This is a genomic window from Paenibacillus sp. TAF43_2, from assembly GCF_052113545.1.
GTDB lineage: Bacteria > Bacillota > Bacilli > Paenibacillales > Paenibacillaceae > Pristimantibacillus.
The window spans coordinates 68,536-93,270 of sequence record NZ_JBFRDK010000004.1 but is presented as its reverse complement, the minus strand read 5'-3'; the positions used below and the strand labels follow the sequence as shown (position 1 = coordinate 93,270).

Genomic DNA, 24,735 nt, shown 5'->3' with positions numbered 1-24,735 from the left:
GGATGGCATTCAGTCCTTTGCCTTGCAAGCTTATTATTTCTCCGGATCAACTGCGGTCATTACGTTCTATGGCTCAGCGGACGGTTCTGCTTGGACAGAAATTCCTTCTCAATATTCAGATCCTGTAGGAACAGGCTCCGGCTGGTATGGAACGGAATACAGCTCTTCGGGAGCCCTGCCAAGCGGAATCGATTATTTGAAAATTGAAGTGAGCGGAGACATCGATACTTGGCTTATGCAGCTTGGATCGTTTACGGTTTCCAATCTGTCAACGGCACCTCAGACGATTGACGATAAGCTTGATGACATTTCCAAGCTTRCTTCGTTTACGGCTAATTGGTCGATTGACAACACGAATCCGGCTTTTTTTGGCGGGGATGCTTCTAGAATTGTGAGAACGGCCGTATCGGATGAGTTAGTCGTTTATCATCTGCATGGCATTAAGCATTTTGCAGCAAGGCTTCACTCCTTCGCAGGTTCAACGGGCGTTATTACGTTTTATGGCTCGCCGGATGGCGCGGTGTGGACAGAGCTTGCTGCTGTGCATGATACGCCTGAATCGACCGGGGACGGGGCTTGGTCAGGGGCTACATATACGCCGGCTGATCCGCTGCCCGCAGACATTAATTATTTGAAAGTAGAATTATCTGGCGATCTGGCGAATTGGCTCATGCAGCTGGGCTCTGTAACGCTTGCGAATGTGGTGCCTGGAAACGGCGGCGGCACAGGTGGCGATGGCGATTATTTCGTAGATGCCGCGGCTGGCAGCGACAGCAATGACGGCAAATCGCAAAGCACGGCATGGAAATCGTTTGCGAATGTCAATAATACGACTTTTGCAGCGGGTGACCGCATTTTGCTTAAAAAAGGCAGCGTATGGAACGAGCGGCTGTATCCCAAGGGAAGCGGGACAGCGGAAGCGCCGATAACGATTACGTCTTACGGCAGCGGCAGCAAGCCAATCATTAACGGCGGCGGCATGGCCGGGGGCGCTGTATATCTTCGCAATTCTTCGAACGTCGTTATTCAAAATTTGGAGGTAACCAACTACGCCGCTGAACGCGGAACGACGTACCGAGAGGGCATTCTTGTTGAAAATGCAAACGCGGGTACGCTGACAAACATTCAGATTTTGGATAACTATGTGCATGACGTATCCAGCAGCTTCAGATATCCGACCGAATCAGGAGCAGAGGGCGGACCACATGCCTTTGGGGGCATTTCCGTATATGTAGGCGGCACCACCGCAACGGATAAGTTCGATCAAGTGCTCATTCAAGGAAATACGGTGGAGCGTATTGGACGAACGGGCATTGTCGTATGGGATCAGCGCTGGAATGGGCAGAATTTCGCTTCAACTGGCGTGAAAATCCGTCAAAACTATGTGAAGCAAGCCGACAGCGACGGCATTCTTACTTTCGGCGTCGATGGCGCGTTAATTGAACATAATGTGGCAGAAGGCGGCGGCAATTACTCTGAGGTTGGTGAGTTTAACGGTTCGGCTGCAATTTGGCCGACTCGAGGCAAAAATAATGTGGTGCAGTTTAACGAATCCTTTAATACGAATAAGCCGGAAGGCGACGGTCAAGGCTTCAATCTAGATATTGATACGAACAACAGCGTCGTTCAATACAACTACAGCCATGACAATAAAGGCGGCTTTATTCTCTTTGTGGATGCGCGCTTAACACCCGGCGTTCTGGTCGGCTCTTCAAACAATGCGGTTAGATACAACATCAGCCAAAACGACCTGACTCATACGTTTAACTTTGCGGGCGGAGTTTCGCCTAATACGCAAATTTACAACAACAGCATTTATATCGGAACAGGTCAAAATACGAAAATTATGGATCATGAGTGGAACGAAGCAGGGGACCTGCAGGCGGCTTTTTCATTCAAAAACAATCTTATTTATAATCTTGGAACAGGCGATTATCATGTGCCGGGCATGAATGGCGCTTTTGACCATAACTTGTTTTATGGCAACCATCCGATCAATGAGCCTGCTGACCCGAACAAAGTTACGGCTAACCCGATGCTCGTTTATCAAGGCGGCGGCAGCAAAGGCTGGAACACGGTTGATGGTTACAAGCTAAGAGCCGGCTCTCCTGCTTTGGGTGCTGGCACGCTCATTGCTGACAATGGCGGTTTTGATTATTGGGGTAATCCGGTATCGGGCACGGAAGCTCCGAATATTGGCGCTTATAATGGAGCAGGCTTAAATCCGGCGACGCTGCCGGAGCCGCCTGTCGATGATTTGAGATTGTATTTCCAAGGCTTGAAGGTCATACCGATAATTACCGACGATGGCGGCAGCAAGTCGCTCCGTCTTCAGTTCGTAAACAGCTCTGAAAAAGACAGCTTAACGGTTGGAAAGATTGCTTGGGAGGTTGGCAAAGGTTCGGGTCTCGGCACAATCAGCGGCACGGATACGAAAGTCCCTATCGTCGCGCCAAGCGGGCAATCGACGTATGTTATTCCTTTGCCGGGCTTGGCTGAAGGGGTTAAATATCCACTTGATTTGAAGGTTGAAATTGCCGGATATGAGAACATTCATATCACAAAAGAGATTGATTTTAACCGTATATTGCATGAAACGGACAGCCGCCAGCCTATAACGATTGATTTGGCGAATGGCAGCAATGTGATCACAGGTTTTCAAGGCGACGATGACTTAAGCGGTACAGCCAAGCTGCGCTGGGATGAAGGCTTTTTCTATCTCTCAGCAAGCATTAAAGATGATGTGTTTAACCATGCAGCCTCCGGCAGCTCGATTTGGCAAAACGATGGTATTCAGTTCAGCGTAGCGCCTGGCGTTCCCGGCGAGAGCCAGTCCTGGTATGAATACGGCATTTCGCAGACGCCGGACGGGCCGCAAATTTATCGCTGGCTTACAATGCAAGGCAAAGCAACAGGTTCGGTAACGAACGGGACGCTTAACGTAACGCGAAATGAAGAGACGAAGATAACTTCCTATGAGCTGAAGCTTCCTTGGAGCGAGCTTTATCCGATCCAAGCCGCTGCGAATCAAGCATTAAGCTTCTCGATGCTGGTCAACGATAATGACGGTGCAGGCCGCAAAGGATATATCGAGTGGGGCTCGGGTATTGGCGGAGTGAAGGACCCAGCGCTATTCCGTACCTTCCAGCTGCTGGCTAAAGCAACGGTCACTCCACCGACACCAGGGGGAAGCACAGGCGGCAGCGGCAGCAATGGCAGCTTGAACACGATTGATAAGGGCATCATTACAGCAAAAGGAGCTAGTATCGACAAGGGGATTGCTCAAATCAATATTTCCAACGAGGAGCTTAACAAAGCACTCGAAGGGGCGAAAGACGGGCAATTGTTCATTAATGTGGTACCGTCTGGAGCATATGCGAAGGGTGCTGCCATTCACATTTCCGCAGCAGCGCTAAAGGATGGGAACGATAAAGCGAAAACCATAATCGTCACAGCAAATGGCGCATCGCTTTCCATTCCAGTAGAAGCTCTCTTAGGTAGCCTTCCAGCTGGCTCGAAGCAGGTGGAGATCTCAATTGTCCAGCAAGGAGATGCCTCGCTTCCACAAAGTTTGCAGCAAAAATGGAAAGGCAATCCGATTTACGATTTCACCGTTAAAGCTGATGGAGCAGCTGCCCGCAAGTTTGATTCGAAGTCGCCAATGACGGCGACAATGAAATACGAGCTGAAGCCAGATGAGCAGGCTCATCAGGTTGTTGTATATACAATTCTAGAAGATGGCCGTGTAGAAGCGGTGAAACAAATAAAATACGACTCCGTTACGGGGACGGTAACTTTCCAGACTAATCTTTCTAGCCGTTACGCAGCTGCCTATGCAAATGTACATTTTACAGACGTCAAAGCTGCATCGCGGACGATTATTGAAGCTTTAGCAGCTCGTGAAATGGTGAAAGGCGTGGGGGAGAGCAGGTTTGAGCCTAATCGTTCCATTACCCGCGGCGAGTTTGTTCAGCTTCTCGTCAATGCCCTCGATTTGGCACCTGCTGCTGCAGGGTCTAGCAGCTTTACGGATGTCCGTAAGGAAGCATGGTATTATGCTGCGGTTTCCACGGCTCAGGCACTGGGTATTGTAAACGGAAAAGGAGACGGCTCGTTTGGCGTATCGGACGTCATTACCCGTGAGGAAATGGCTGTCATTGCCTTCCGCGCAATAGGGGCGGTTGTGAAGCTGCCAAAAGCGGCTGGCGAATCGGATATTTTTAAGGACCAGAGCCAAATAAGCAGTTACGCTTTGGAGGGAATTATTGTTTTGCAGCAGGCGGGATTCATCAAAGGGTACGAGGATGGATCATACAAACCAAAAGGCTTGTCTACCCGCGCGGAAGCAGCAGCAGTTATTTACCGATTGATGGGGTTATAGGTTTGTTGAAAGGACTGCTCTCTTGTTGAAAAACAGGAGGGCGGTCTTTTTTCTATAGTAAAATCGGCTGGTTGCTGGAAATTTGCAAGGAGAACAAGGATTTTGAAGGAAATTAAGCAAAAAAGGATGCCTACTTAACCATTTCGCAGCATTGACCCCTAATCAAATAAAATGGAATCGCTTACATTTGTAGTGCGTACGAAAGTGAATTTGCTTTCAGAACGCTATTATGCAGAAAAGGAGGACAGGGATAAACGTTCTTTATACCGACTATTGAGGAGGAAAAAGAAATGTTGTTGATTAAGCAGGCTCGAAGATTAGGAACAATGGCTTTGATCGCTATTCTGCTTATACCTTGGTTATGGCTGCCGAGTGCAACCGACAGGGTTTATGCGGCAAACGCAACGTATTATGTAGACTCTGCTGCAGGAAGTGATACGGCTAGCGGCACAAGCACGGGAACCGCATGGCGGACATTAGCGAAAGTGAATGCGGTGACGTTCCAGGCTGGGGACAAAATTTTGTTCAAAAGAGGGGGCAGCTGGAACGGACAGCTGCATCCGCTAGGTTCAGGAAGCTCCGGCAATCCCATTACGATCGACGCATATGGCACAGGCAATCGTCCGTTGATTAACGGCGGCAGTATCGCTTCTGGAGCAGCGGTATACCTCGTTAATCAGCAATATTGGGTTATTCAAAATTTGGAAATAACGAACAATTCGGGATTAGACAATTCTGGCACAGCAACGACAGGAGGCGTCCCCCGGCATGGCATTTACATTGAATCAAATGGGGGAGGCAAGCTCAATTATTTTCGAATCGCCAATAACTACGTGCATGATGTGAATGGATGCTTCAACTGCGGAGCGGTCGCCCCGCATACAAACGGCGGAATAAGCATGTTTGCTGGCGGAAACACAGACGGCTTCAACGATGTAATTGTGGAGAACAACACGGTGGATCATGTCGGTCGAAATGGCATCAACATTTGGGATGCCAGCTATCATGTTGGGGATCAGACAGTCGTTGTTGCTTCGCAGCTTAGCACCGGTTTAAAGGTACAAAATAATAGCGTATCTTATACAGATGGCGATGGCATTCTTGTTTTTGGTTTTAAGGATTCTATTATTCAATACAATGTGGCAAACGGAGCGGGGCAAAAGATGATTGCGGGCTTTAATATGAATGCAAGCGCCGGAATTTGGCCTACTCGTTCCATCGGTACGATTGTGCAATATAACGAGGCTTACGGCACTCGAACGACAGATACGGACGGGCAAGGTTTTGACGTCGATCTGGGTCATTATGGAGCGATTGTCCAACATAATTACAGTCATGACAACGAAGGCGGGTTCATACTGTTGATGGGCCCTTATACGAACACGAGTACAATTCGCTATAACCTAAGTGTTAATGATGCGTATGGCGGAGAAAAGGGGGTCATTACCTTCTCATATGGTGTTCCAGAGGGAACTAACATCTACAACAACACGATCTATATTGGTTCGGGGCTGAAAAATCCGATCTATTGCGATGGCTGTGATGCGAATACGCCGGGGACATGGAGCTTTAGAAACAATGTCATTTACAACATGGGTACAGGTACTTATTCGTATCCAAGCGTAGGAGCGACTATTGATTACAATTTGTTTTACGGCAATCATCCTGCCAGTGAACCGGCAGATGCCCATAAGCTGACCTCTGATCCGCTGTTTGTGAGTGCGGGCGGCAGTGCGCCGGGCTTAAGCTCAGCAGATGGTTATAAGCTTGAAAGCGGATCTCCAGCGGCTGGAAGCGGGCTGCTCGTTGCCGGCAATGGCGGTAAGGATTATTTCGGAAACATAGTGTCAAATACAGCTGTTCCAAGCCGAGGTTTCCATGAAGCCGGTACGTTTACAGCGCCTACTCAATTAATAGATGATGCAATGGATTGGAGCGTTTCGAGCTCGCACTCAACCAACATGACGTTTGATGCAACAAATCCCTCTTATTTTAACGGGGATACTTCACGTTTTAAACGCAGTTCAACTGCAACGGGCTACGTTGTATACAACTATGCAGATATGGTGCAATTCTCAGCAAGCATTTATGAATTTAATATTAACCTCGCTAAGGTGAAGTTTTATTCTTCTTCGAATGGCACAACTTGGACGCTTGTTACAAGCGCCTATACGACGCCTGTGGCAACTGGTGCGGGCTGGGCGGCAACGCAGTATACGCCAGCAGCTAATTTGCCTGCTGGCACCAATTACTTAAAGGTGGAGTTTTCGGATACTTCATCCGCATGGGGAACGCAGCTCGGCCAGATTGTCATTTCGAAGTAGCTTTGCAGCGTGAAGGGCAGCTTTTCCTGCTGCTCTTCCATTTCTTTGAGAAAGGCGTGACAATATGCTTGTTAAACGCTTCATTGGTTTGTTGCTATTTCTAGCTGTCCTATTTCTTGCGAGCTGCTCTGAAAATACCGTGGCTGAGACGGACTTGTCTAATATAAATGTACAAGAAATTGTGGCTACGGTTAATGGAGAACCGATTCGATACGGTGAGCTTTCGATTATGATGCAGCGCAAACGAAGTGATGCTGTTCGATATTTTTATGACAATTATCAAGCAGAGGATAGTGCGAATTATTGGACTACTATTTATGGCAAAGAGAAACCAATGGATTGGCTTAAAGCCGCAGCACTAGATGAAGCCGTGCAAATAAAAATGCAGCAAATCATCGCGAAAAACGAGGGTATTGTTCAGCGTATTGATTATATAGATTTTCGAGAGAATTGGGTGCTGGAAAATAACCGCCGCAAAAAAGCAGCAGAGCAGAAGCAGCTCATCTACGGCCCTCTGCAATACGAGGAGAATGCTTACTATGAGTATGTCTTTAGCAATATGGTGCTTCAGTACAAAGAAAAGCAGAGGGAGCGTTCAGGCTTGACGGTTGATGAAGCGGAACGGTTGTACAAAGGGCAGCTGGAGCAAAAGCTAAGCACTGCAGTGGAAGTCATTGAGCACGCTGTCTATGATCGCATCCAAAATCCATAGCCCAGCAAACGATTTCGCAGGGTTGTCGGATGTTATCCTACGATATAAAGCGCTATCATAAGATGAAAATGTCAGGCCAAATCAACATTAGCCAACTACCCGGAGGTCGTTTCCATGAACTATTTGTCTTATGTTAATCCGCTGCAAGGAACGGATTCTGTGTATACGTTCTCGAACGGAAATACGCTCCCGCTCGTTTCAAGGCCTTGGGGTACTGCTTCATGGAGTCCGCAATCCCATGAGGACGGAGCGGGGTGGTTTTACCATCCCTCCCACCGCAGATTTCAAGGCCTGCGGCTAACGCATCAGCCTAGCCCGTGGATAAGGGATTACGGGCATCTTGTTCTCATGCCGCAGAGCGGGCCCATTTATTTAGATGCGGATTCCCGTGCTTCCTCCTATAGATCAGATGAAATGGTCGTGCAGCCGCATTATTTTCGAATTCGGCTTCCGCGTTACGAAGCATCGCTGGAGCTGGTTCCGGGAATGAGGAGTGCGCGCCTTACATTTACTTTCGACAGGAGAGAGGACTGCAGAGTTATTGTGTCTCCTTTTGAAGGGGAATCCTCAATTTTAATTGATAGCGCCAATCGCCGCGTGACGGGCTTTACTCGTGCTCATCACGGGGAAGTACATGAGAATTTTGCGATGTACTTTGTTATGGACTTTGATTGTGATTTGCAGGATGAGCAAAGCGGTACATTTAATGGGGATTTCACTGCGTGCGAGCAGCTGGCAGGAGCGGGAGAACGAGTAGGCGCTTTCGCTGGACTTGCTGTCCCTGCGTCTGGGATCGTCAATGTTCGCTTGGGCACTTCCTTCATCAGCCATGAGCAGGCGCTTTGGAATATGCAGCAGGAGCTGGGGAATTTAAGCTTTGCGCAATTGCAGGAACAAGCTGCACAGGATTGGGAACAACGGCTGAGCACAATAAAGGTGGAAAGTGAAGATAAGGATGAGATGAGCACCTTCTATACATGCTTATATCGCACCTGTCTATTTCCTCGTACATGGCATGAATACAGCCCTAATGGGGAACAAGTACATTTTAGTGCATATGACGGTAACGTTCATAAAGGCCCTATGTATATGGATATTGGTTTTTGGGATATCTATCGTACGAGCCTTCCGCTGTACAGCCTTTTATTTCCCACCATGCTGGGTGAAATGACAGAAGCATGGGTTCATATTTATAAGGAAAGCGGCTGGATGCCCAAATGGATTTCGCCTGCGGAACGAAGTGCCATGCCGGGTACATTAATCGATGCTGCAATAGCGGATGCTTATGTGAAAGGAATTCAAGGGTTCGATGTGCAAGCGGCCTACGAGGGGCTGCGCAAGCATGCCACACTCGCATCAAGTGATGGAAAGCATGGACGAAAAGGATTGGCAGCCTATTTGGAATATGGCTATCTGCCCGATAATCTTTTCCACGAAAGCGTTAGCAACGCCTTGGATTATTATTACGGTGACTTCTGCATTGCTCAGATGGCGAAAGGCCTCGGCAAAGCGGAGGATTATCGTTTCTTTATGGAGAGAGCGGCGAACTATAGCAAACTGTTTGACGCTGGCGAGGGTTTCATGAAAGGCCGCAATGAGCAAGGGCAGTGGCAGGAGCACTTCGATCCTTTGCAGTGGGGCAACCCGTTTTGTGAAGGCGGAGCTTGGCAGTGCAGCTGGTCCGTACCGCATGATATAGCTGGGTTAGCAGAGCTGATGGGCGGAAATGATGCTTTTGCGAAAAAGCTCGATGAACTGATGACGATGCCTCCGTTGTTCAAAACGGGCACGTACGGCACGGAAATCCATGAAATGTCGGAAATGGCTGCGATAGATTTCGGCCAGTTTGCCATTAGCAATCAGCCTAGCTTTCATATTCCCTATATTTATACCGTAATCGGCAAGCCGTCCCGAACGCAATATTGGGTGAGAAAAGCGATGAAAGAGCTATTCAGCAGCAGGCCTGATGGACTGCCTGGCGATGAGGATAATGGGAGCCTCAGCTCGTGGTATATATGGAGTGCGCTTGGCATGTATCCATTCTGTCCCGGAACTCCGGAATATGTCATGGGCAGCCCCTTGTTCCGCAAAGTGACCATTCAATTGGAGAACGGCAAGGAGCTTGTCATTGAAGCGGAGAACAACGGCGCTGAAAATGTATATTGGGATAAACTGAGTGTAAACGGCGAACCGTGGCATAAATTGTCGATCAGTCATGATCAGCTGGCGGCTGGAGCGGAGCTTCAATTCCATATGGTAGACGCGCCTTCTGGGTCAGTAACACTAAGTAATGCTTTGCCATACTCAATGAAAAATGAGGCTGCTTATGAGCCCGAATAATTTGATTTTTGCTCCTGGCCGTTATGTCCCTATTAGCTCGTTTACTAGTCTTGACGGTACCTCGTCGTTCGCAGATATAAAGGTGAACCCGAAGCTTTTAGCAGCTCTTACGGAAAGCGAAGCAACGATTAAAGCGGCTCGTTATACGGATAAAAAAGTTGAGTTTTTGGAAGTAGAGCAGGTGGATTTCTATCGCGGGCTTGTTCGAATACAATCGGCGACAGCTGGCATTTATACCATTGTCACAGAGAAGCTGAATAATGATTTTCCGATTGTGACGAATTGGAATGCCGCATTAAATGGCGGCAGAGGCGGTCCACAGGCATGCGGCACCGATGGAATCGGCGTTCTTCGACTGCATGAGGAAACGGGCGAACGTGAAGTCGAACTTCCGCTGCAGGACAATGATATCGCCAGTCCTTATTATTACCGGACGGATGCTTATGCTTTGTTCGCAGGGGAAAAGGGCGGCGAGCATCAAAGGACGCCAGCCTATGAATGCTATATTGGCGAGACGTATAGCGTGGTTCGCGTGACGGATGAAGCAGCTTTGAAGCTATCGGATGAAGTGATGAAACTTACGGGTTATCCAGTCATTTTCCGCCATCCGGGGACGGCACTTGACGAGCTAGAAGGAGTACCTGCCTTTCAGCTTGTACATGGACGTATTGCGGGTCAAGGCGAGCATCGCAGTATGGTTAGCTACATCCTTCCTCCGGAGTGGTCTCGTACACCTGAAGCAAGGTATCCTGCTTTATTCAGCGGGTTTTATGATCAGAATGAAAATGTGTTCGCAAACGTTGGGCCAGCTCTTCTAAACGTGCTTGGCCTGACGTTATTGGACACAGGGAAAGGTGCAGTCGGCATCATATGGAACGGCGGGGGTTCGTTCGGTACGAGAACGATGCACGGCTCTGTGTATGAGAACTTGGACGATCTGTTCCTGACCGCTATAGAGCAGTTCGCCGTGGATGGGAATGCCATTGTGACGGTTGGCGGCTCACGCGGAGGCATAACAAGCTTAATTGCGGCGGGTAATCCGAATAGCAGCGTGTACTCCGTTCGTTATGCCATCTGCTATAATGTGCCGCTCGCTTTTGGAAAACCCTTTAAGGAAATGCTTAATCCTACCTGTCCGATATGCTGGCGCGCGGTTTGCGAGGATACGGGCTATAAATACGCGTGGCAGCCTGGCTGGCAGGATGCGGACGGCCGCAGCGCAGTCAATCTATTCTTCACAACGCTGCTTGGTACTGATGATATGGAGCTTATTGCGAGCGAGCGAAGCCCTGCGTCGAATCAAATCATACATGCCTTGAAGTCCAAAGGGACTAAGGTCTGGCTGACACACGGAACGCATGACGCGTATACCTCAAGCTGGCTGTCCTTTGAGTGGGCTGATCGCGCCCGCAGGCATGGCGTGGACGTTAGGCATGAAATCGGCTACCGTTACGGACATAACAATTGTACAGACCCATTCCAAAGCGCAAAAACCTGCTTAGCAGCTCTTCTGAATCAAGTAGATTTGCCAATAGAGGGGATATGGCATTATCGCAGAGCTAGCGAGGTGCAGGAAGAGTGGGAGCGATCGGAGCTATTCGAGCCGACACATCAGCCGGTATTTGTGGAAGCGCCTAAAATTGCGGTTGTGGGATTGCCTATTCTTCTTATCGTCTATGGCGAGCCGGGCATGGAATACGAGTTGATTTTGCATCCTTCGAGCGAGGTGGAATGGGCGGAGCCTGTTGTTCTCATGGCAGGTACGATGAGCCAGTTGGAAGGCTATCGCACGACATTTTCCTTTGAGAAAACCGTTCAGATCGTGTCAGAGCAGATTAGGCCTGGGTTGTATGAATACCGTTTGCTTTTTAGAAGAAATGGCTCGGAGAAGTGGGAGAACACGGCTGTATATTGCCCGCATCCCGGCTTTGAAGGACAGGCGACGCTTACGGTAACAAAGGACATTCCGAACTTCGCAAGCAATGAGTGGCTTGAACAGACGACAAAACATGCAATTGGTTGGGGACTAAGCGAGGCTTAATGATAAGGGGATGCTCCTTAAGTAGACTTTTCTACTTGAGGAGCATCCCCTTTTTTAAAATATAAGAATTTATAAGTTTTTTAGCTAATATAGGGTTTATATTTCTCCGTCAAAGCTGCTTCAGCATCCAGAGGACGCTGAAGGCGTTTTTGCTTGTAGGCTTGAATAACGCCTAAAAGTAGGCTTACGGGACATAAACACAAAGAGAAGCAGGTTCATATGATGAAGAGTATAGCCCGAGTAAAGGATGCGCGTAGGAGGAAATAGGAGTCGTGGGAGGGATTGCAAATGGCGTTGTATCACAATATCCACGCACTGATTGGCAATACACCGCTAGTTGAGCTTACAGGTTTTGCGCTGCCAGAAGGTGTAACGCTTTATGCGAAGCTTGAGTATAAAAATCCGGGAGGAAGCGTCAAGGATCGGCTTGGTGTCGAGCTGTTGAATGCCGCGTTCGCAAACGGACAGCTGAAGCCCGGAGGAACCGTTATCGAAGCGACAGCAGGCAATACGGGAATAGGTCTGGCATTGGCGGCGATCGGACGGGGAGTATCGACGATCTTTGTTGTCCCCCATAAATTCAGCATAGAGAAGCAGCAATTGATGAGGGCGCTTGGCGCACAAGTTGTAAATACGCCAACAGAGCTTGGCATAGCAGGCGCGGTGCAGAAGGCGGAAGAGCTGATGAAGGAAATACCCGGTTCCTATTCGCCAAGGCAGTTTTCTAATGCAGCAAATCCGTTAGCCTATTACAAAACGTTAGGCCCCGAGCTATGGCATGATTTGAATGGTACGGTTGATGTGTTTGTTGCCGGAGCGGGAACGGGGGGCACCTTCATGGGAACAGCGCAGTATTTGAAGGAGCAGAGCCCAAAGGTGAAGACGGTTATTGTTGAGCCGGAAGGCTCCATACTTGGCGGCGGAGCACTAGGGCCGCATAGGATAGAGGGAATTGGCGTGGAGAAGCTGGCTCCATTTATGGATAGCAGCTATTTCGATGCCATTCATACGATAAAGGATGAGGATGCTTTTGCAAGGGTGAAGGAGCTGGCGCAGCTCGAAGGAATGCTTGTCGGCAGCTCATCGGGCGCCGCTCTGCATGCTGCGCTGCTTGAAGCGGAAGCAGCTGCGCCCGGCAGCCGAATCGTTACTATTTTTCCAGATGGCAGTGAGCGGTACTTAAGCAAACAGATTTACAACGGAGGTGCTTAAGCTGAGGCGAAAAACAAAGCTCATTCATGGAGGCAGCCCTTTTGACCCTTTTACAGGTGCAGTCAGTGTTCCCATTTACCAAGTGAGCACCTATAAACAGGACGACATCGGCGTTCATAAAGGCTATGAATACTCACGTACGGGCAATCCAACGCGTCATGCACTGGAGCAGTATATTGCTGATTTAGAGGAAGGTGCAAGAGGTTTTGCTTTTAGCTCAGGCATGGCAGCGATTAACGCTGTATTTTCGTTGCTGAGCGCTGGCGATCATATTATTTTGACGGATGATGTGTATGGGGGAACGTATCGCATTGTGACGAAGGTGCTCAGCCGACTGGGGATTGAAGCGACCTTTGCGGATACGACGAGCCTAGAAGATATGGAGAAGGCGCTTCAGACGAATACAAAGGCATTGTTTGTGGAAACACCGACAAATCCGCTGCTTAAAGTAACGGACATTGCAGGTGTAGCCGCTTGGGCCAAAGCGAGGCAGCTGCTATTCATTGTGGACAATACGTTCAGCACGCCATATTGGCAAACCCCGATAACGCTAGGCGCTGATATCGTGCTGCATTCCGCTACCAAATATATTGGCGGGCATAGCGATGTTGTCGCTGGCCTGGCTGTTGTGAGCAACGATAAGCTGGGAGAAGAGCTGCATTTTGTGCAAAATGCGACGGGAGGCGTGCTTGGCCCTCAGGATTCGTGGCTGCTCATCCGCGGATTGAAGACACTTGGCCTGCGCATGGAAGCTCATGAAGAAAATGCTGAAGCAATCGTCGCTTATTTATCGCGTTTGGAAACCATTCAAAACATCTATTACCCGGGGCTGCCGAGCCATCCGCAGCATGAGCTTGCGAAGAGGCAGGCACGCGGCTTTGGCGGCATTATATCATTTGACGTAGGCAGCGCAGAGAAAGCGTCTGCGATGATCAAAAAGTTAAAATATTTTACGCTTGCCGAGAGCTTAGGTGCTGTAGAGAGCCTTATTTCCGTTCCCGCGAGAATGACGCATGCATCTATACCAAGCGAGCGGCGGAAGCAGCTTGGCATTACGGATGGTTTAGTGCGAATATCAGTCGGGATTGAAGACAGCGAGGATCTGCTTGAAGATCTAGAGCAGAGCCTTAAGTCATGAAAAATTAGCCGATTGCAACTTATATTCATCTTTGTTCGTTAGTTTGGGTACGCACCAAAAGACTAACAACAAAGGATGGTAGACAAATGGTCTTTAAACAATTGTTAAATAAAAACCTCATGATAGCATCTCTTTCGTCCGCTTTATTTCTTAGTGCAGCAGCTAGCGGAGCAACCGCTTATGGCGCTTCAGCCGTTTCGCCTGCTCCTCTTCAATTTCAAATAGGAAGCACCAAATCGATTGATTACCGCGGAGAGCATAAGCTTGCGGTGGCGCCTTATTTACAGAACGGCATTGCGATGGTCCCTGTCAGAGCGCTGGCTGAGGGATTGCAAGCAAACATTCAATTGGATGCGGCAGCGAAACAAATTATTTTAACCCGTGCTGGACTTGCAGTGACTCTCACTCAGAATAGCGATGCGGTAGTTGGGAGCTTCATTAAAAATGTGAAGCTGCCTGCCAAAGTTGTTGTTATTAAAGGCACGACCTTCATACCAGCAAAAATGGTGGCACAGCTGTTAGGAGCAAAAACGAGCTGGGACGCGAAGCAGAAAAAAGTTACCGTACAAACGAGTGAGGCTGCGCTATCGCTCCATTATAACTTTGATCAGGGCGAGGAAGGCTGGAAGGGAGCTTTTGCCGATTTGCCAGTAGACTACAATCCGGATATTTACGAGCTGCAATATGCTAGAGAACTGCTTCCCCTTGCGAATAACAAGACCAATTACGCACTGAAGCTTAAAGGGATGAATCGCAGCGATGATTTGTTCATGTTCGCGACGAAGAAGGTCGATGGGCTGAAGCCAAATACGGTATATCAAGCATCATTATCCTTTAAGCTGTATACGGATCAATCGGGCGGCATGATGGGGGTTGGCGGCGCTCCTGGAGAGGCTGTCAGCATTAAAGCAGGATTTGTAAGCAAGGAGCCTCAAGCTGTCAAGGTTGATAGCGGTGGCGATCATTACTATCGAATGAATTTGGATAAAGGCAATCAGAAGACCGAAGGCAAAGATATGAAGATCGTTGGAAACATGGTGCAGCCGGATGATTCGCTGAAAGGCTTTCAGCCAGTCGCCATGGATTATACGGCAACATTGCAAACCAACGAGAAGGGTGAGCTTTATGTCATTGTGGGCAGCGACTCCGGCTATGAGGGCCTGACAACTTTGTACCTCGACGACATGAAAATTGAGCTTTTGCCAAAGGGCTAATCATAACATTGCATAACATTGAAAAAAGCGATTTCTTAATGGTTCTTAACTATTAAGCATCGCTTTTTTTTATTTTAGGATTGATTTGGTGTAAATTTCGAGCAATGGAATGTCGCTTTTTGGGGTCTCGACGCTGATTTTGGAGATTGTTGTAGATAATAAGTGATTTTTAATGAATTTGGGAAGGAATATGCCAGGTTAAACTAGAATATTGGATAATGTCCAACAAAATGGAAGCTAGCTGTCCTGGAAAGGTTAATTGGTATACCATATGATAAATAACGATTTAATCATAGAATCACATCGAAAATGCGAGCAATATGGACTTAATCGTGATGAACTGCCTATATTTACCCAGCGGTTTACGGATGCGGAGCTTAAAGCTCAGCAGGGCCATTATAAAGAAACGATTGAAGTTATCAGCGTGTTTGTAGAAAAATTTTTATCGACCGTTGCAGATGACCCTTTTTTCCTTGCCATATCAGACAATGAGGGGTATATCCTTGAGTTCAGAGGAAACGCTTCTATTATTAATCAGGTGCGCCAGCTAGGTATTGTTGAAGGCGTGCGATACTGCGAAGAGATCGGTACGAGCTCGGTTGATCTATGTTTGCGTGAACAGCTGCCTATTCAGCTCGTAGGCGAAGATCATTATCAGAAAGTACTACATCAGCAAGCTTGTTATACAGCTCCTTTTTTTATGGAGGACAGCGGTCAGCTGCTTGGTTCGATTTCGATCATGACGGAAATTCAGTTTGCCCATCCTCATTTGCTTGCACTTTTATGCACAATCGTTGATTCTATCGAGCGAGAGCTGCTGCTTCGTAAACACAATACACAGCTTCAAATCTTAAATCAGGTTCTTCTGGAAACGAATTATTATGGTGTCATTATTGCCGATGCGCAGGGTGCAATTGTAGAAATAAACAAATACTGCGCTGCGATATTGAACAGTTCGGATCATGAAAAAAATGGCTGCTTAGGCACAAGTGTATTTGAAGTCGGCATCATTGGTACTTATTTTGAACGCGTTATGAAACGCAGTGAGTACTGTGTAGGGATCGAGCTATCTATTCTGGTTGAAGAGAAGCTGCGCTACTACATGCTGGATGTGGTTCCTATCTACGACAGCGAGCGCCAGCTTACGCGGGTTGTCGGCAGCTTGCGGGATATTACGGAAATGAAGATCGCGGAAGAACTTCTTCGCAATAGTGAGAAGCTTGTGTTTGCAGGCCAGCTGGCCGTCAGCATCGCGCATGAGATTCGAAACCCTATGACTACAGTTAAAGGCATGCTTCAATTATCCAGCAAAACGACKAATCCCCATCATTACAACTTGATGATGTCAGAGCTGGAGCGGATGAATGCGATTGTGGGCGAATATTTAATATTGGGAAGACCGCAAGCGATTCAGTATAAGGAAGAAGATTGTGATGTTATTTTACAAGAGGTCATATCGGTGTTCGAGCTTCAATTTGAGATGAACGGCATTCAAATACGGAGCGCAAAAGTAGGCGAGACAAAAATTCTATGCGACCGCGATCAAGTCAAACAGGTATTTTTAAATATTTTAAAAAATTGCATGGAAGCTCTGCCCTTCGGCGGAGAAGTTAACATTAAGCTCGATGTGGTGGACAATTATCAACGCATTCAATTTATCGATAACGGCGTAGGTATGACGGATGAAGTGATGCGGCGTATTGGACAACCGTTCCATACGACAAGACGGGACGGGAACGGCTTAGGCATGATGATTGTAGATAAAATAGTATCGTCGCATGGGGGACGATTATCGTTGTCCAGCGAGCTTGGTGTAGGTACTATTGTTGAGGTATGGCTCCCTACTGTATAAAGATGATGAATCATAAATGGAAGCGCGTTTCGGATGCCGAGACGCGCTTTTTTGCTGTGCTTTGCTTACTTGATAGCTGCTATTTGCGCGTCGACTTTAGCTATAATGCTCATCGTCTGCTGCTCATAGGTGTATGTTTTTTGTTTCTGCTCGTTAATTTGCTTTGTGTAAGCGAGCATGCGAGTAAAAGAGCTTGAGGTTGCTGTTGTATCGCCTTTTTTCAACACTTGATTCAAAATGGATGTCTCCGTCGTGAACTGTTTCTTTATACTGCTGATGGTGCTCTTGGATGCTTTGATTTTCACCTTAAGCGGGTCGATGCCGCTCAGCAGCTCGCGCAAATCTTTTATCGTTTTGGCGGTGCTCGCTTTGGCTGTTCTAAGCGCCGTTTCTTTGCTGCGTATATCTAGCTTGGCGAGCTGAACGGCAGCTTTAGTCGTTTCGACCTGCGGCTTCAGCGCATTCGTAAGCCACTTATCCTTGAACGATTTGGCGAGGCTCAGCTGTTGATTCAAGGAATCATAAAGGTTGAATAGGGCTTCGTACTTCTTTTTGGTTTGCACGACAGCTGCCTCTAGCTGAACCAGCTTCTCCGCACCAACTTCTTTAATCCGCTTGCGAGTAGCGAGAACGGTCTCCTCGTTCTGGTAATGGAGCTTGTCTATCCGCACATCCCAATCAAGGGTCAGCTTCTGAATTTCTTGCAATTCCGTGTATTGAGACGTTAACTTGGCAGAGGTACCTTTATCCGCGGTTCCTTTCATCTTGTCAAAAGCTGTTTTGGCAGTAACGCTGAATTCATACGGTGCGGCAGCAATGGTAGCTGGACTGAAAAACGCAAGCAAGAGCGCAAACAAAACTACAGTTAATTTGGAAGCAGATGGCATGATCGATAAAACCTCCTTTGGTTTTGGGCAAACAACGCAAAAAAAGCACCTGCAAGATAGGCGGTATACGCCTTCTCTTACGGGTGCTTCCATCGTAAGCCGTGCTTATTTTATTAATTTTTATAAATATACAGGATCATTTAAGCCTCAGTCAAATTGGCTAAGCAGCAGGCAAACTACAAAGCTTATCGCTTTGCATATTCATCAGGCGTTTTCCCAATAATGGATTTAAAGTCCTTAATAAAATGTGATTGATCATAATAGCCAAGCTCTGCTGAGAGCTTAAGTGAATCATAATGAGTGCTCTTATCGATCGCTTCCGCCGCATTTTGCAGCCGGTACAGCTTAATCACCCACTTTGGCGTTATTCCGACATATTGGCTGAAGAGACGCTGCAGCTTCCTTTTGTTAATATCGAAGGTTTCGCATAGCTGCTCTACCTTGGTCAGTTCTTGATCCTCGTGTATTCGTGAGATGATCTGATTGACGAGTGTAATCGACTCATCCGGCTGCGGGAGTTGACGTAGAAGTAAGGCTTCGGTAAGTGCGATCATGCCAGCAGGATCTGCTGCCAACCTTAGCTGCTGCTCGTACGCGATAGCTTCCGTCCCAAAAACAGCCTGAATCGACAACGCTTGGTCCGTAAGCTCTGCTAAAGGCGAGTTTAGAAAAGGATAAAAACCGCCAGGCTGAAACTTAATTCCGAATACTCGTCCTTTGCCTTCAATTTTTTTCGTATACATTTGACTGGCAACGCCATAAATGCCGCTTTGGTGGTCTTCGATAACGAGATTGACGCAAGGATTCGGCACGACATCCTGAAAATAAGGAGCATGGCCTTCTAAATCCCAGTTTATTATCCAGTAATGCTTAATGAATGGAAGGAGAGGATCGGAAGGAGCATAACGGGAAAGCTGAAATTTTTTCTCGCTCTCACTCCGCTGTAAAATACCCAAACTGCGTTTTTGGTCGATAGTGTTCATTACTATATCACTCCTATTGATCAATTTGTCGCGTTTTTACAATACGATCCTAGCAGATAGTTTTATACTACGAGTAGAAAACATCAACCATTTTAAATAGAAAAAGGAGTGCAACACATGGAGTTTAAATATGAGTTTTATATTGGTGCAGCGCCCGAGAAGGTATGGGATGCCTTCGTATCGCCTGAGGGAACGCGTCAAACATTTTTTGGCTGTATTATTGAATCAACTTTCGAAGTAGGCTCATCGCTTAAATATGTTGGGCCAGGTACGGAAGGCGATGAAACCGTTCATATTTATGGTACTATTTTAGCATATGAGCCAAGCAAAATACTTAGCTTTTTGGAGCATCCAGGTCCTTCTTATCGGTCGAATCATGCGGAGCTGGAGTCAAGGATCACTTTTACTCTAGAAGAGGTTGGGGCTACGACGAAGCTGACTTTGGTTAATGACCAATTTACTGAAGACCATCCTTCGATTCCAACGACGGATAGTCAGTGGTGGATGATTCTAAGCAATTTGAAAACCTTTGTTGAGACGGGCAAGGGATTGGATTATGGTTGGTAACGATATTAAAAAATTTAGTAGCATCAGCAGCCGCTGGTGCTATTTTTTTGTTGAATTCGGTAAACGCTTGTTTAAACTCTTAACAGCAATAAGTTCAACGGACATGAGATGCGTTATTTTGCGGAATTCCCCTCTAATTGCTTAGCTTACGGACATATAGGCCCTTATTTGGGTTAAAAAGCTGATTTGACACCCCAATCCGCCCGATTAGCGTATCGTATGTCCGTTACCCCGCCACTTTTATCTTTATTTCATGAAATAGCGGATCCTATGTCCGTTAGATGATAAGTGGCATGCTGCACCACTGCACACTGCACGCTGCGCGCTGTGAGGTAAAGCTTTCAATGGCGGGTAGAGCTTGCAAAATAAGGCGAAAGATTTCTTTTCATGGCTTAATTCTTTATACTGTATAAAAAGGACAGGCGTCATACGTCTGCGACAACGGATAGGAGAGAACAGAGAATGGGGTATAAAATCGTTTTTTTTGATATCGATGGCACGCTAATTAATGAGCATAAGGAAATTCCGGCAGATACGATCAAAGCTATTGCGGAGCTGAAGGAAAGTGGAGTGGAGCCGGTTATTGCAACAGGAAGAGCGCCTTACTTTATAAAGCCGCTTGCTGAGCAGCTTGGCATTGAGTCATTCGTATGTCTAAACGGCGGATACGTTGTGTACAAAGGAACTCCGCTATACAGACGAGAGATCGAAAAAGGCCGTTTGGAGAGACTTGTAAAGGTTGCAGCTGAGCATAATCATGGACTCGTATTTGAAGGGGAGCATAACTTTTTTGCGGACAAAGAGGATCATCCCTTTATTATAGATTCGGTAAATTCATTAAAGGTAGATCTGCCAGGCTATAATCCGGAATTTTGGAAAACGGACGATATCTTTCAAGTGTTTCTACACTGTGAGAGCCACGACGAGCATCTGTATGATGAATTGCATGACGAGCTGAAGCTTATTCGCTGGCACCCTCAAGCGATTGATGTTCTTCCCGCAGGCGGCTCCAAAGCTCAAGGAATTGAGGCATTGCTCGAGAAACTTGATTACACAACTGCCGATGCGGTCGCTTTTGGAGATGGCTTGAATGATATTGAAATGCTGGAGACAGTAGGCCTAGGCATCGCAATGGGCAACTCGCATCCAGACCTGCTGCCATTCGCAGATTATGTGACAACGCATGTGGATGATCAGGGGATTCGCAACGGATTAATCAAGGCTGGTTTGTTAAAGGGATAATACTGGATTTGTGTGAGTATATGCAAAAATAGAAGTAAACAAAAAAAGCTGGCGCGTACTTATAGCGTTAGCTTTTTCTTATTAGTAGCCACTTGAATCTACATCCTCAGATAGAAACGGCGGAATCCTTTCGCTTCCTTTTTAGCCCCTTACCCGTTATAACCTTTAATAATCGCTTTCTGTGCTAAGCGGCTATAACTGTTCTTTACCTTGCCACCAGTCCTCTCCTCATTTTAAGATAAATATGAAATATATGGATGGTGTGTTTGGAGGCAATAGAAAATGAATATCCCCATTAAACAATATTGGAGACTGTTAAGCACTTATTTAAAGCATGAGCGGCACAAGCTCGTTCTGCTCTCTGTACTGCTGCTTGCCAGCATTGGTTTGCAGCTTTGGAATCCGCAAATCATACGGCATTTTATTGATAGCGCGCTGCAGCCTGGCATTCAGATTAATGATCTTATCGGCAGCGCTTTGCTGTTCATTACGGTTGCGCTTATGCATCAGCTCGCTAGCGTTTCCTCAGGCTATATTGGAGAACAAGTCGGCTGGACAGCAACGAATGAGCTAAGAGGTGATTTGGCGAAGCATTGCTTGCACCTCGATCAGAGCTTTCATAAGGAGAGAACGAGCGGTGAATTAATTCAGCGGATCGATGGCGATGTGAATGAGCTGTCGCATTTTTTCTCCAATTTCATATTTGTGTTGGTTGCGAATCTGCTGCTCATAGCAGGTGTACTCGTATTGATGTTCCGCGAGGATTGGCGCTTAGGGGCAGGCATGACGGTTTTCGTCGTACTGACGATATTCGTGCTTCAACGAATACGAACGGCTTTTTCGCCTTTTTGGGTGAAATCAAGCGAAGTACAAGCGGAGTTTTATGGGTTTGTTGGCGAGCATTTGGCGGGAACAGAGGATACACGCGCAAATGGAGCAAGCGAATTTGTGATGAGGCGATTTCATGGACTGCTCCGCAAAATATTTCCGATTACGCTGAAAGCAAGCATAGGCGGATATTCGATGTGGGTATCCACTATTTTTGTATTTACGCTTGGCCGGTCACTTGCATTATTATATTGCGCATATTTGTGGACAACGGGTTCGATGAGCCTTGGCACGATTTATTTGGTCTTTACGTATACCGAGCTGCTCAATCATCCGCTTGAGCAAATCCGTACACAAATTCAAGATTTACAACGGGCGGATGCTAGTATTGTAAGGGTTAGCGGGCTAATCGCTACGGAATCTAAGCTAAAAGAGAAAGAGATAGCGGCTGATATGCCTGAAGGCGCGCTTTCAGTAAGCTTTTCGAATGTCGCATTCGCTTACACAGGTGAGGACGGGGACGGGGAGCGAGTGCTCTACGATGTCGATTTTAAACTTCAGCCCGGTCGAGTGCTCGGTTTGCTTGGACGAACGGGGAGCGGTAAAAGTACCTTGGCCAGACTGCTTGTTCGCTTCTATGATGTGAAAGCAGGGTCTATTGAGCTGGGCGGTACAGATATTAGGGATTATACGCTGGCTGACCTGAGAGGCCGAATCGCGATGGTATCTCAAAATATTCAGCTGTTTCAAGCGACCGTGCGAGATAATCTCACGCTTTACGATCCAACGATTTCGGATGAGCGGCTGCATGATGTATTAGAAGATTTAGGACTGGGCGCCTGGTTAGCTTCGCTTGGCGAAGGGCTGGATACTCAGCTGGCCTCAGGAGGAAGCGGTTTGTCGGCTGGAGAAGCGCAGCTGCTTGCATTTGCTCGTGCTTTTCTCTCTAATCCGGGTCTCGTCATTCTTGATGAGGCGACTTCAAGGCTCGATCCTGCTACGGAAGCGCATATTGAGAGGGCAATCGATAAACTGCTAGAAGGGCGCACTGCCATTATTATTGCCCACCGGCTTGCTACAATTAAACGAGCGGATGACATCCTAATTTTAGATGCTGGAACGCCCGTGGAATCCGGCAATAGATCGAAATTAGCGGCTGATCCAAGCTCAAGGCTATACCAATTACTGCAAACCGGCGCTGTGGAGGTGCTTGTATGAACAGCAAAGAAATGACAACGGTGCAAGCGATGTGGCGGCTTATTTGCTATCGCCCGGTTCTCTATTCTGCCAATGCTATCCTTTGGGCGACCATTCATCTATTCCCGCTGCTGCCCGGCTTAATCATTCAGCAATTTTTTGATTCGCTCACAGGTCATGCCAGCTGGTCGCTTAGCGCTTCAAACCTAGCCATCTTGTTAATGGCTGTAGCTGTCGCGAGAATCGTTACGATCTATGCGGGTGCTTTGACGGATACGATCCACCGCTTTAGCATGGGATCTTTGCTTCGGTGGAACATGCTGCGCTGGATTTTGCGTCAGCCGGCAGCGGCGGCCATTCCGATCTCTCCAGGCGAGGCCGTTACACAATTTCGAGACGATGCCAATCAAGCAGAGGATGCCATCAGCTGGACGCTTGATTTTATTGGCAAATTGTTATTTGCGGCAGCGGCAATCTTCATTTTACTGCGGGTTAACGTCAGCATTACTTGTTATGTATTTCTGCCGCTTATACTCGTTGTATCAGTCACCCAGCTTGCTTCCAAGCGCCTGCAGGCCTACCGTGCTACCAGCCGCGATGCTACGGGCAAAGTCACGGGTATGGTCGGTGAAATGTTCAGCTCGGTGCAGGCCATTCAACTTGCTGGCGCGGAGAAACGGTTTATCGACAGACTTCGCTTATTGAATAAGCAGCGCAGGCAGGCTGCGCTTAAGGATCGATTATTCACATCAATACTTGATTCGGTATTTTCTAATATCGTGAATATAGGAACAGGATTTATTTTGCTGCTGGGCGCTTCTGCAATGCAGCGCTCGGAGCTGAGCGTCGGTGACTTTGCATTATTCGTTTATTATTTAACGTTCGTGACCGATTTCACTGCGTTTTTTGGCAGATTTTTAGCTACGCTGCAGCAAACAGGCATTTCGTTTAAGCGAATGGTGAAGCTGCTGCAAGGCGCATCAACCGAAAAGCTTACCGAGCATACCCGCTTGCAGCTGGGCGGTGCATTTCCTGAAAACGATCGCGCTTCAAAGGAGCAGGAGGAGGCTCCATTTCGTACGCTTTCAGTACGGGGACTCAGCTATCGGCATAAGGATTCCGGCAGAGGAATTGATGATATAAGCATGGAGCTGACAAGAGGCAGCTTCACCGTTGTAACGGGGCGGATAGGTTCAGGCAAAACAACGCTGCTCCGCTCTGTGCTTGGGCTGCTGCCTCCTCAGGCGGGAGAAATTTGGTGGAATGACGAGCGCGTAGCAGATCCGGATTCTTTTTTTGTTCCGCCGCGCAGCGCCTATACCTCGCAGGTTCCTAATTTGTTTAGCGAAACGCTTGAAACGAATATTTTGCTTGGTATGCCAGATGTACCAAGCCGCACGCAGAAAGCCATTCACACCGCTGTGCTGGACAAAGATATTTTGCAGCTTGAGCATGGACTCGAAACGATGATTGGGCAACGCGGCGTGAAGCTGTCTGGCGGTCAAGCACAACGTACAGCGGCTGCCCGCATGTTCGTTCGTGAGCCGGAGCTGCTCGTATTTGACGACTTATCGAGCGCGCTGGATGTGACGACAGAGAAGCTGCTTTGGGAACGAGTGGAACAGACGCCGCATGCGGCATGCCTGATTGTTTCCCACCGCAAAGCCGCTTTGCAACGTGCCGATCATATTATCGTCATGAAAAATGGGAAAATAGAAGCGCAAGGCAGTCTACAGCATTTGCTTGCGGTTTCAGCGGAAATGAGATTGTTATGGGAAGAAGAAAATATGGAAGCAGCAGAAGAGTAAGGGGATGAT

Annotated in this window: 15 protein-coding genes; 13 read left to right on the top strand and 2 right to left on the bottom strand. The window is 47.6% G+C overall.

Annotated elements, in window-relative coordinates:
* The 9 genes from AB4Z17_RS02110 to AB4Z17_RS02070 form a co-directional block, all read left to right on the top strand.
* A partial coding sequence (locus tag AB4Z17_RS02110) for an S-layer homology domain-containing protein (RefSeq protein ID WP_441957866.1) occupies nt 1-4,381 on the top strand: 4,381 nt, incomplete at its 5' end.
* Nucleotides 4,382-4,671: 290 nt separating this feature from the next.
* A complete protein-coding gene (locus tag AB4Z17_RS02105) occupies nt 4,672-6,705 on the top strand; it encodes a hypothetical protein (RefSeq protein ID WP_441957864.1) in 2,034 nt (677 codons plus the stop codon).
* A gap of 64 nt (nt 6,706-6,769) precedes the next feature.
* Nucleotides 6,770-7,417: a hypothetical protein gene (locus AB4Z17_RS02100; RefSeq protein WP_441957862.1), complete on the top strand. Its 648-nt coding sequence runs from the start codon at nt 6,770-6,772 to the stop codon at nt 7,415-7,417.
* A 114-nt stretch (nt 7,418-7,531) separates the two neighbouring features.
* Complete coding sequence (locus tag AB4Z17_RS02095; protein ID WP_441957860.1) at nt 7,532-9,757, top strand: GH92 family glycosyl hydrolase; 2,226 nt, start codon at nt 7,532-7,534, stop codon at nt 9,755-9,757.
* Complete coding sequence (locus tag AB4Z17_RS02090; protein ID WP_441957858.1) at nt 9,744-11,798, top strand: hypothetical protein; 2,055 nt, start codon at nt 9,744-9,746, stop codon at nt 11,796-11,798. The genes AB4Z17_RS02095 and AB4Z17_RS02090 overlap by 14 nt, the downstream gene beginning before the upstream one ends.
* A 288-nt stretch (nt 11,799-12,086) precedes the next feature.
* Nucleotides 12,087-13,010, top strand: a complete 924-nt coding sequence (locus AB4Z17_RS02085; protein WP_441957857.1) for a PLP-dependent cysteine synthase family protein — start codon at nt 12,087-12,089, stop codon at nt 13,008-13,010.
* Nucleotide 13,011: 1 nt separating this feature from the next.
* Nucleotides 13,012-14,148 carry a bifunctional cystathionine gamma-lyase/homocysteine desulfhydrase gene (locus AB4Z17_RS02080; protein WP_441957872.1) on the top strand — a complete coding sequence of 379 codons (1,137 nt, stop codon included), beginning with the start codon at nt 13,012-13,014 and terminating at the stop codon, nt 14,146-14,148.
* An 86-nt stretch (nt 14,149-14,234) separates the two neighbouring features.
* Complete coding sequence (locus AB4Z17_RS02075; protein ID WP_441957855.1) at nt 14,235-15,362, top strand: copper amine oxidase N-terminal domain-containing protein; 1,128 nt, start codon at nt 14,235-14,237, stop codon at nt 15,360-15,362.
* 271 nt (nt 15,363-15,633) lie between these two features.
* Nucleotides 15,634-17,214 carry an ATP-binding protein gene (locus tag AB4Z17_RS02070; protein WP_441957853.1) on the top strand — a complete coding sequence of 527 codons (1,581 nt, stop codon included), beginning with the start codon at nt 15,634-15,636 and terminating at the stop codon, nt 17,212-17,214.
* A 65-nt stretch (nt 17,215-17,279) separates the two neighbouring features.
* Here the strand turns inward: AB4Z17_RS02070 and AB4Z17_RS02065 are convergent, their stop codons facing one another.
* Together AB4Z17_RS02065 and AB4Z17_RS02060 are read right to left on the bottom strand one after the other, a co-directional pair.
* Nucleotides 17,280-18,101 (bottom strand): hypothetical protein, encoded by an 822-nt coding sequence (locus AB4Z17_RS02065; RefSeq protein WP_441957851.1) that lies wholly within the window; start codon nt 18,099-18,101, stop codon nt 17,280-17,282.
* Nucleotides 18,102-18,286: 185 nt separating this feature from the next.
* Nucleotides 18,287-19,084: an AraC family transcriptional regulator gene (locus AB4Z17_RS02060; RefSeq protein ID WP_441957849.1), complete on the bottom strand. Its 798-nt coding sequence runs from the start codon at nt 19,082-19,084 to the stop codon at nt 18,287-18,289.
* 117 nt (nt 19,085-19,201) lie between these two features.
* Here AB4Z17_RS02060 and AB4Z17_RS02055 point away from each other — a divergent pair, with 117 nt between their 5' ends.
* The 4 genes from AB4Z17_RS02055 to AB4Z17_RS02040 all read left to right on the top strand — a co-directional run bounded on the left by AB4Z17_RS02055 (nt 19,202) and on the right by AB4Z17_RS02040 (nt 24,726).
* Nucleotides 19,202-19,651 carry an SRPBCC family protein gene (locus AB4Z17_RS02055; RefSeq protein ID WP_430055861.1) on the top strand — a complete coding sequence of 150 codons (450 nt, stop codon included), beginning with the start codon at nt 19,202-19,204 and terminating at the stop codon, nt 19,649-19,651.
* A gap of 462 nt (nt 19,652-20,113) precedes the next feature.
* Nucleotides 20,114-20,893 (top strand): Cof-type HAD-IIB family hydrolase, encoded by a 780-nt coding sequence (locus AB4Z17_RS02050; protein ID WP_441957847.1) that lies wholly within the window; start codon nt 20,114-20,116, stop codon nt 20,891-20,893.
* 282 nt (nt 20,894-21,175) lie between these two features.
* Nucleotides 21,176-22,939 carry an ABC transporter ATP-binding protein gene (locus AB4Z17_RS02045; protein ID WP_441957845.1) on the top strand — a complete coding sequence of 588 codons (1,764 nt, stop codon included), beginning with the start codon at nt 21,176-21,178 and terminating at the stop codon, nt 22,937-22,939.
* Nucleotides 22,936-24,726 (top strand): ABC transporter ATP-binding protein, encoded by a 1,791-nt coding sequence (locus AB4Z17_RS02040; RefSeq protein WP_441957843.1) that lies wholly within the window; start codon nt 22,936-22,938, stop codon nt 24,724-24,726. The genes AB4Z17_RS02045 and AB4Z17_RS02040 overlap by 4 nt, the downstream gene beginning before the upstream one ends.
* Nucleotides 24,727-24,735: the final 9 nt, after the last annotated feature.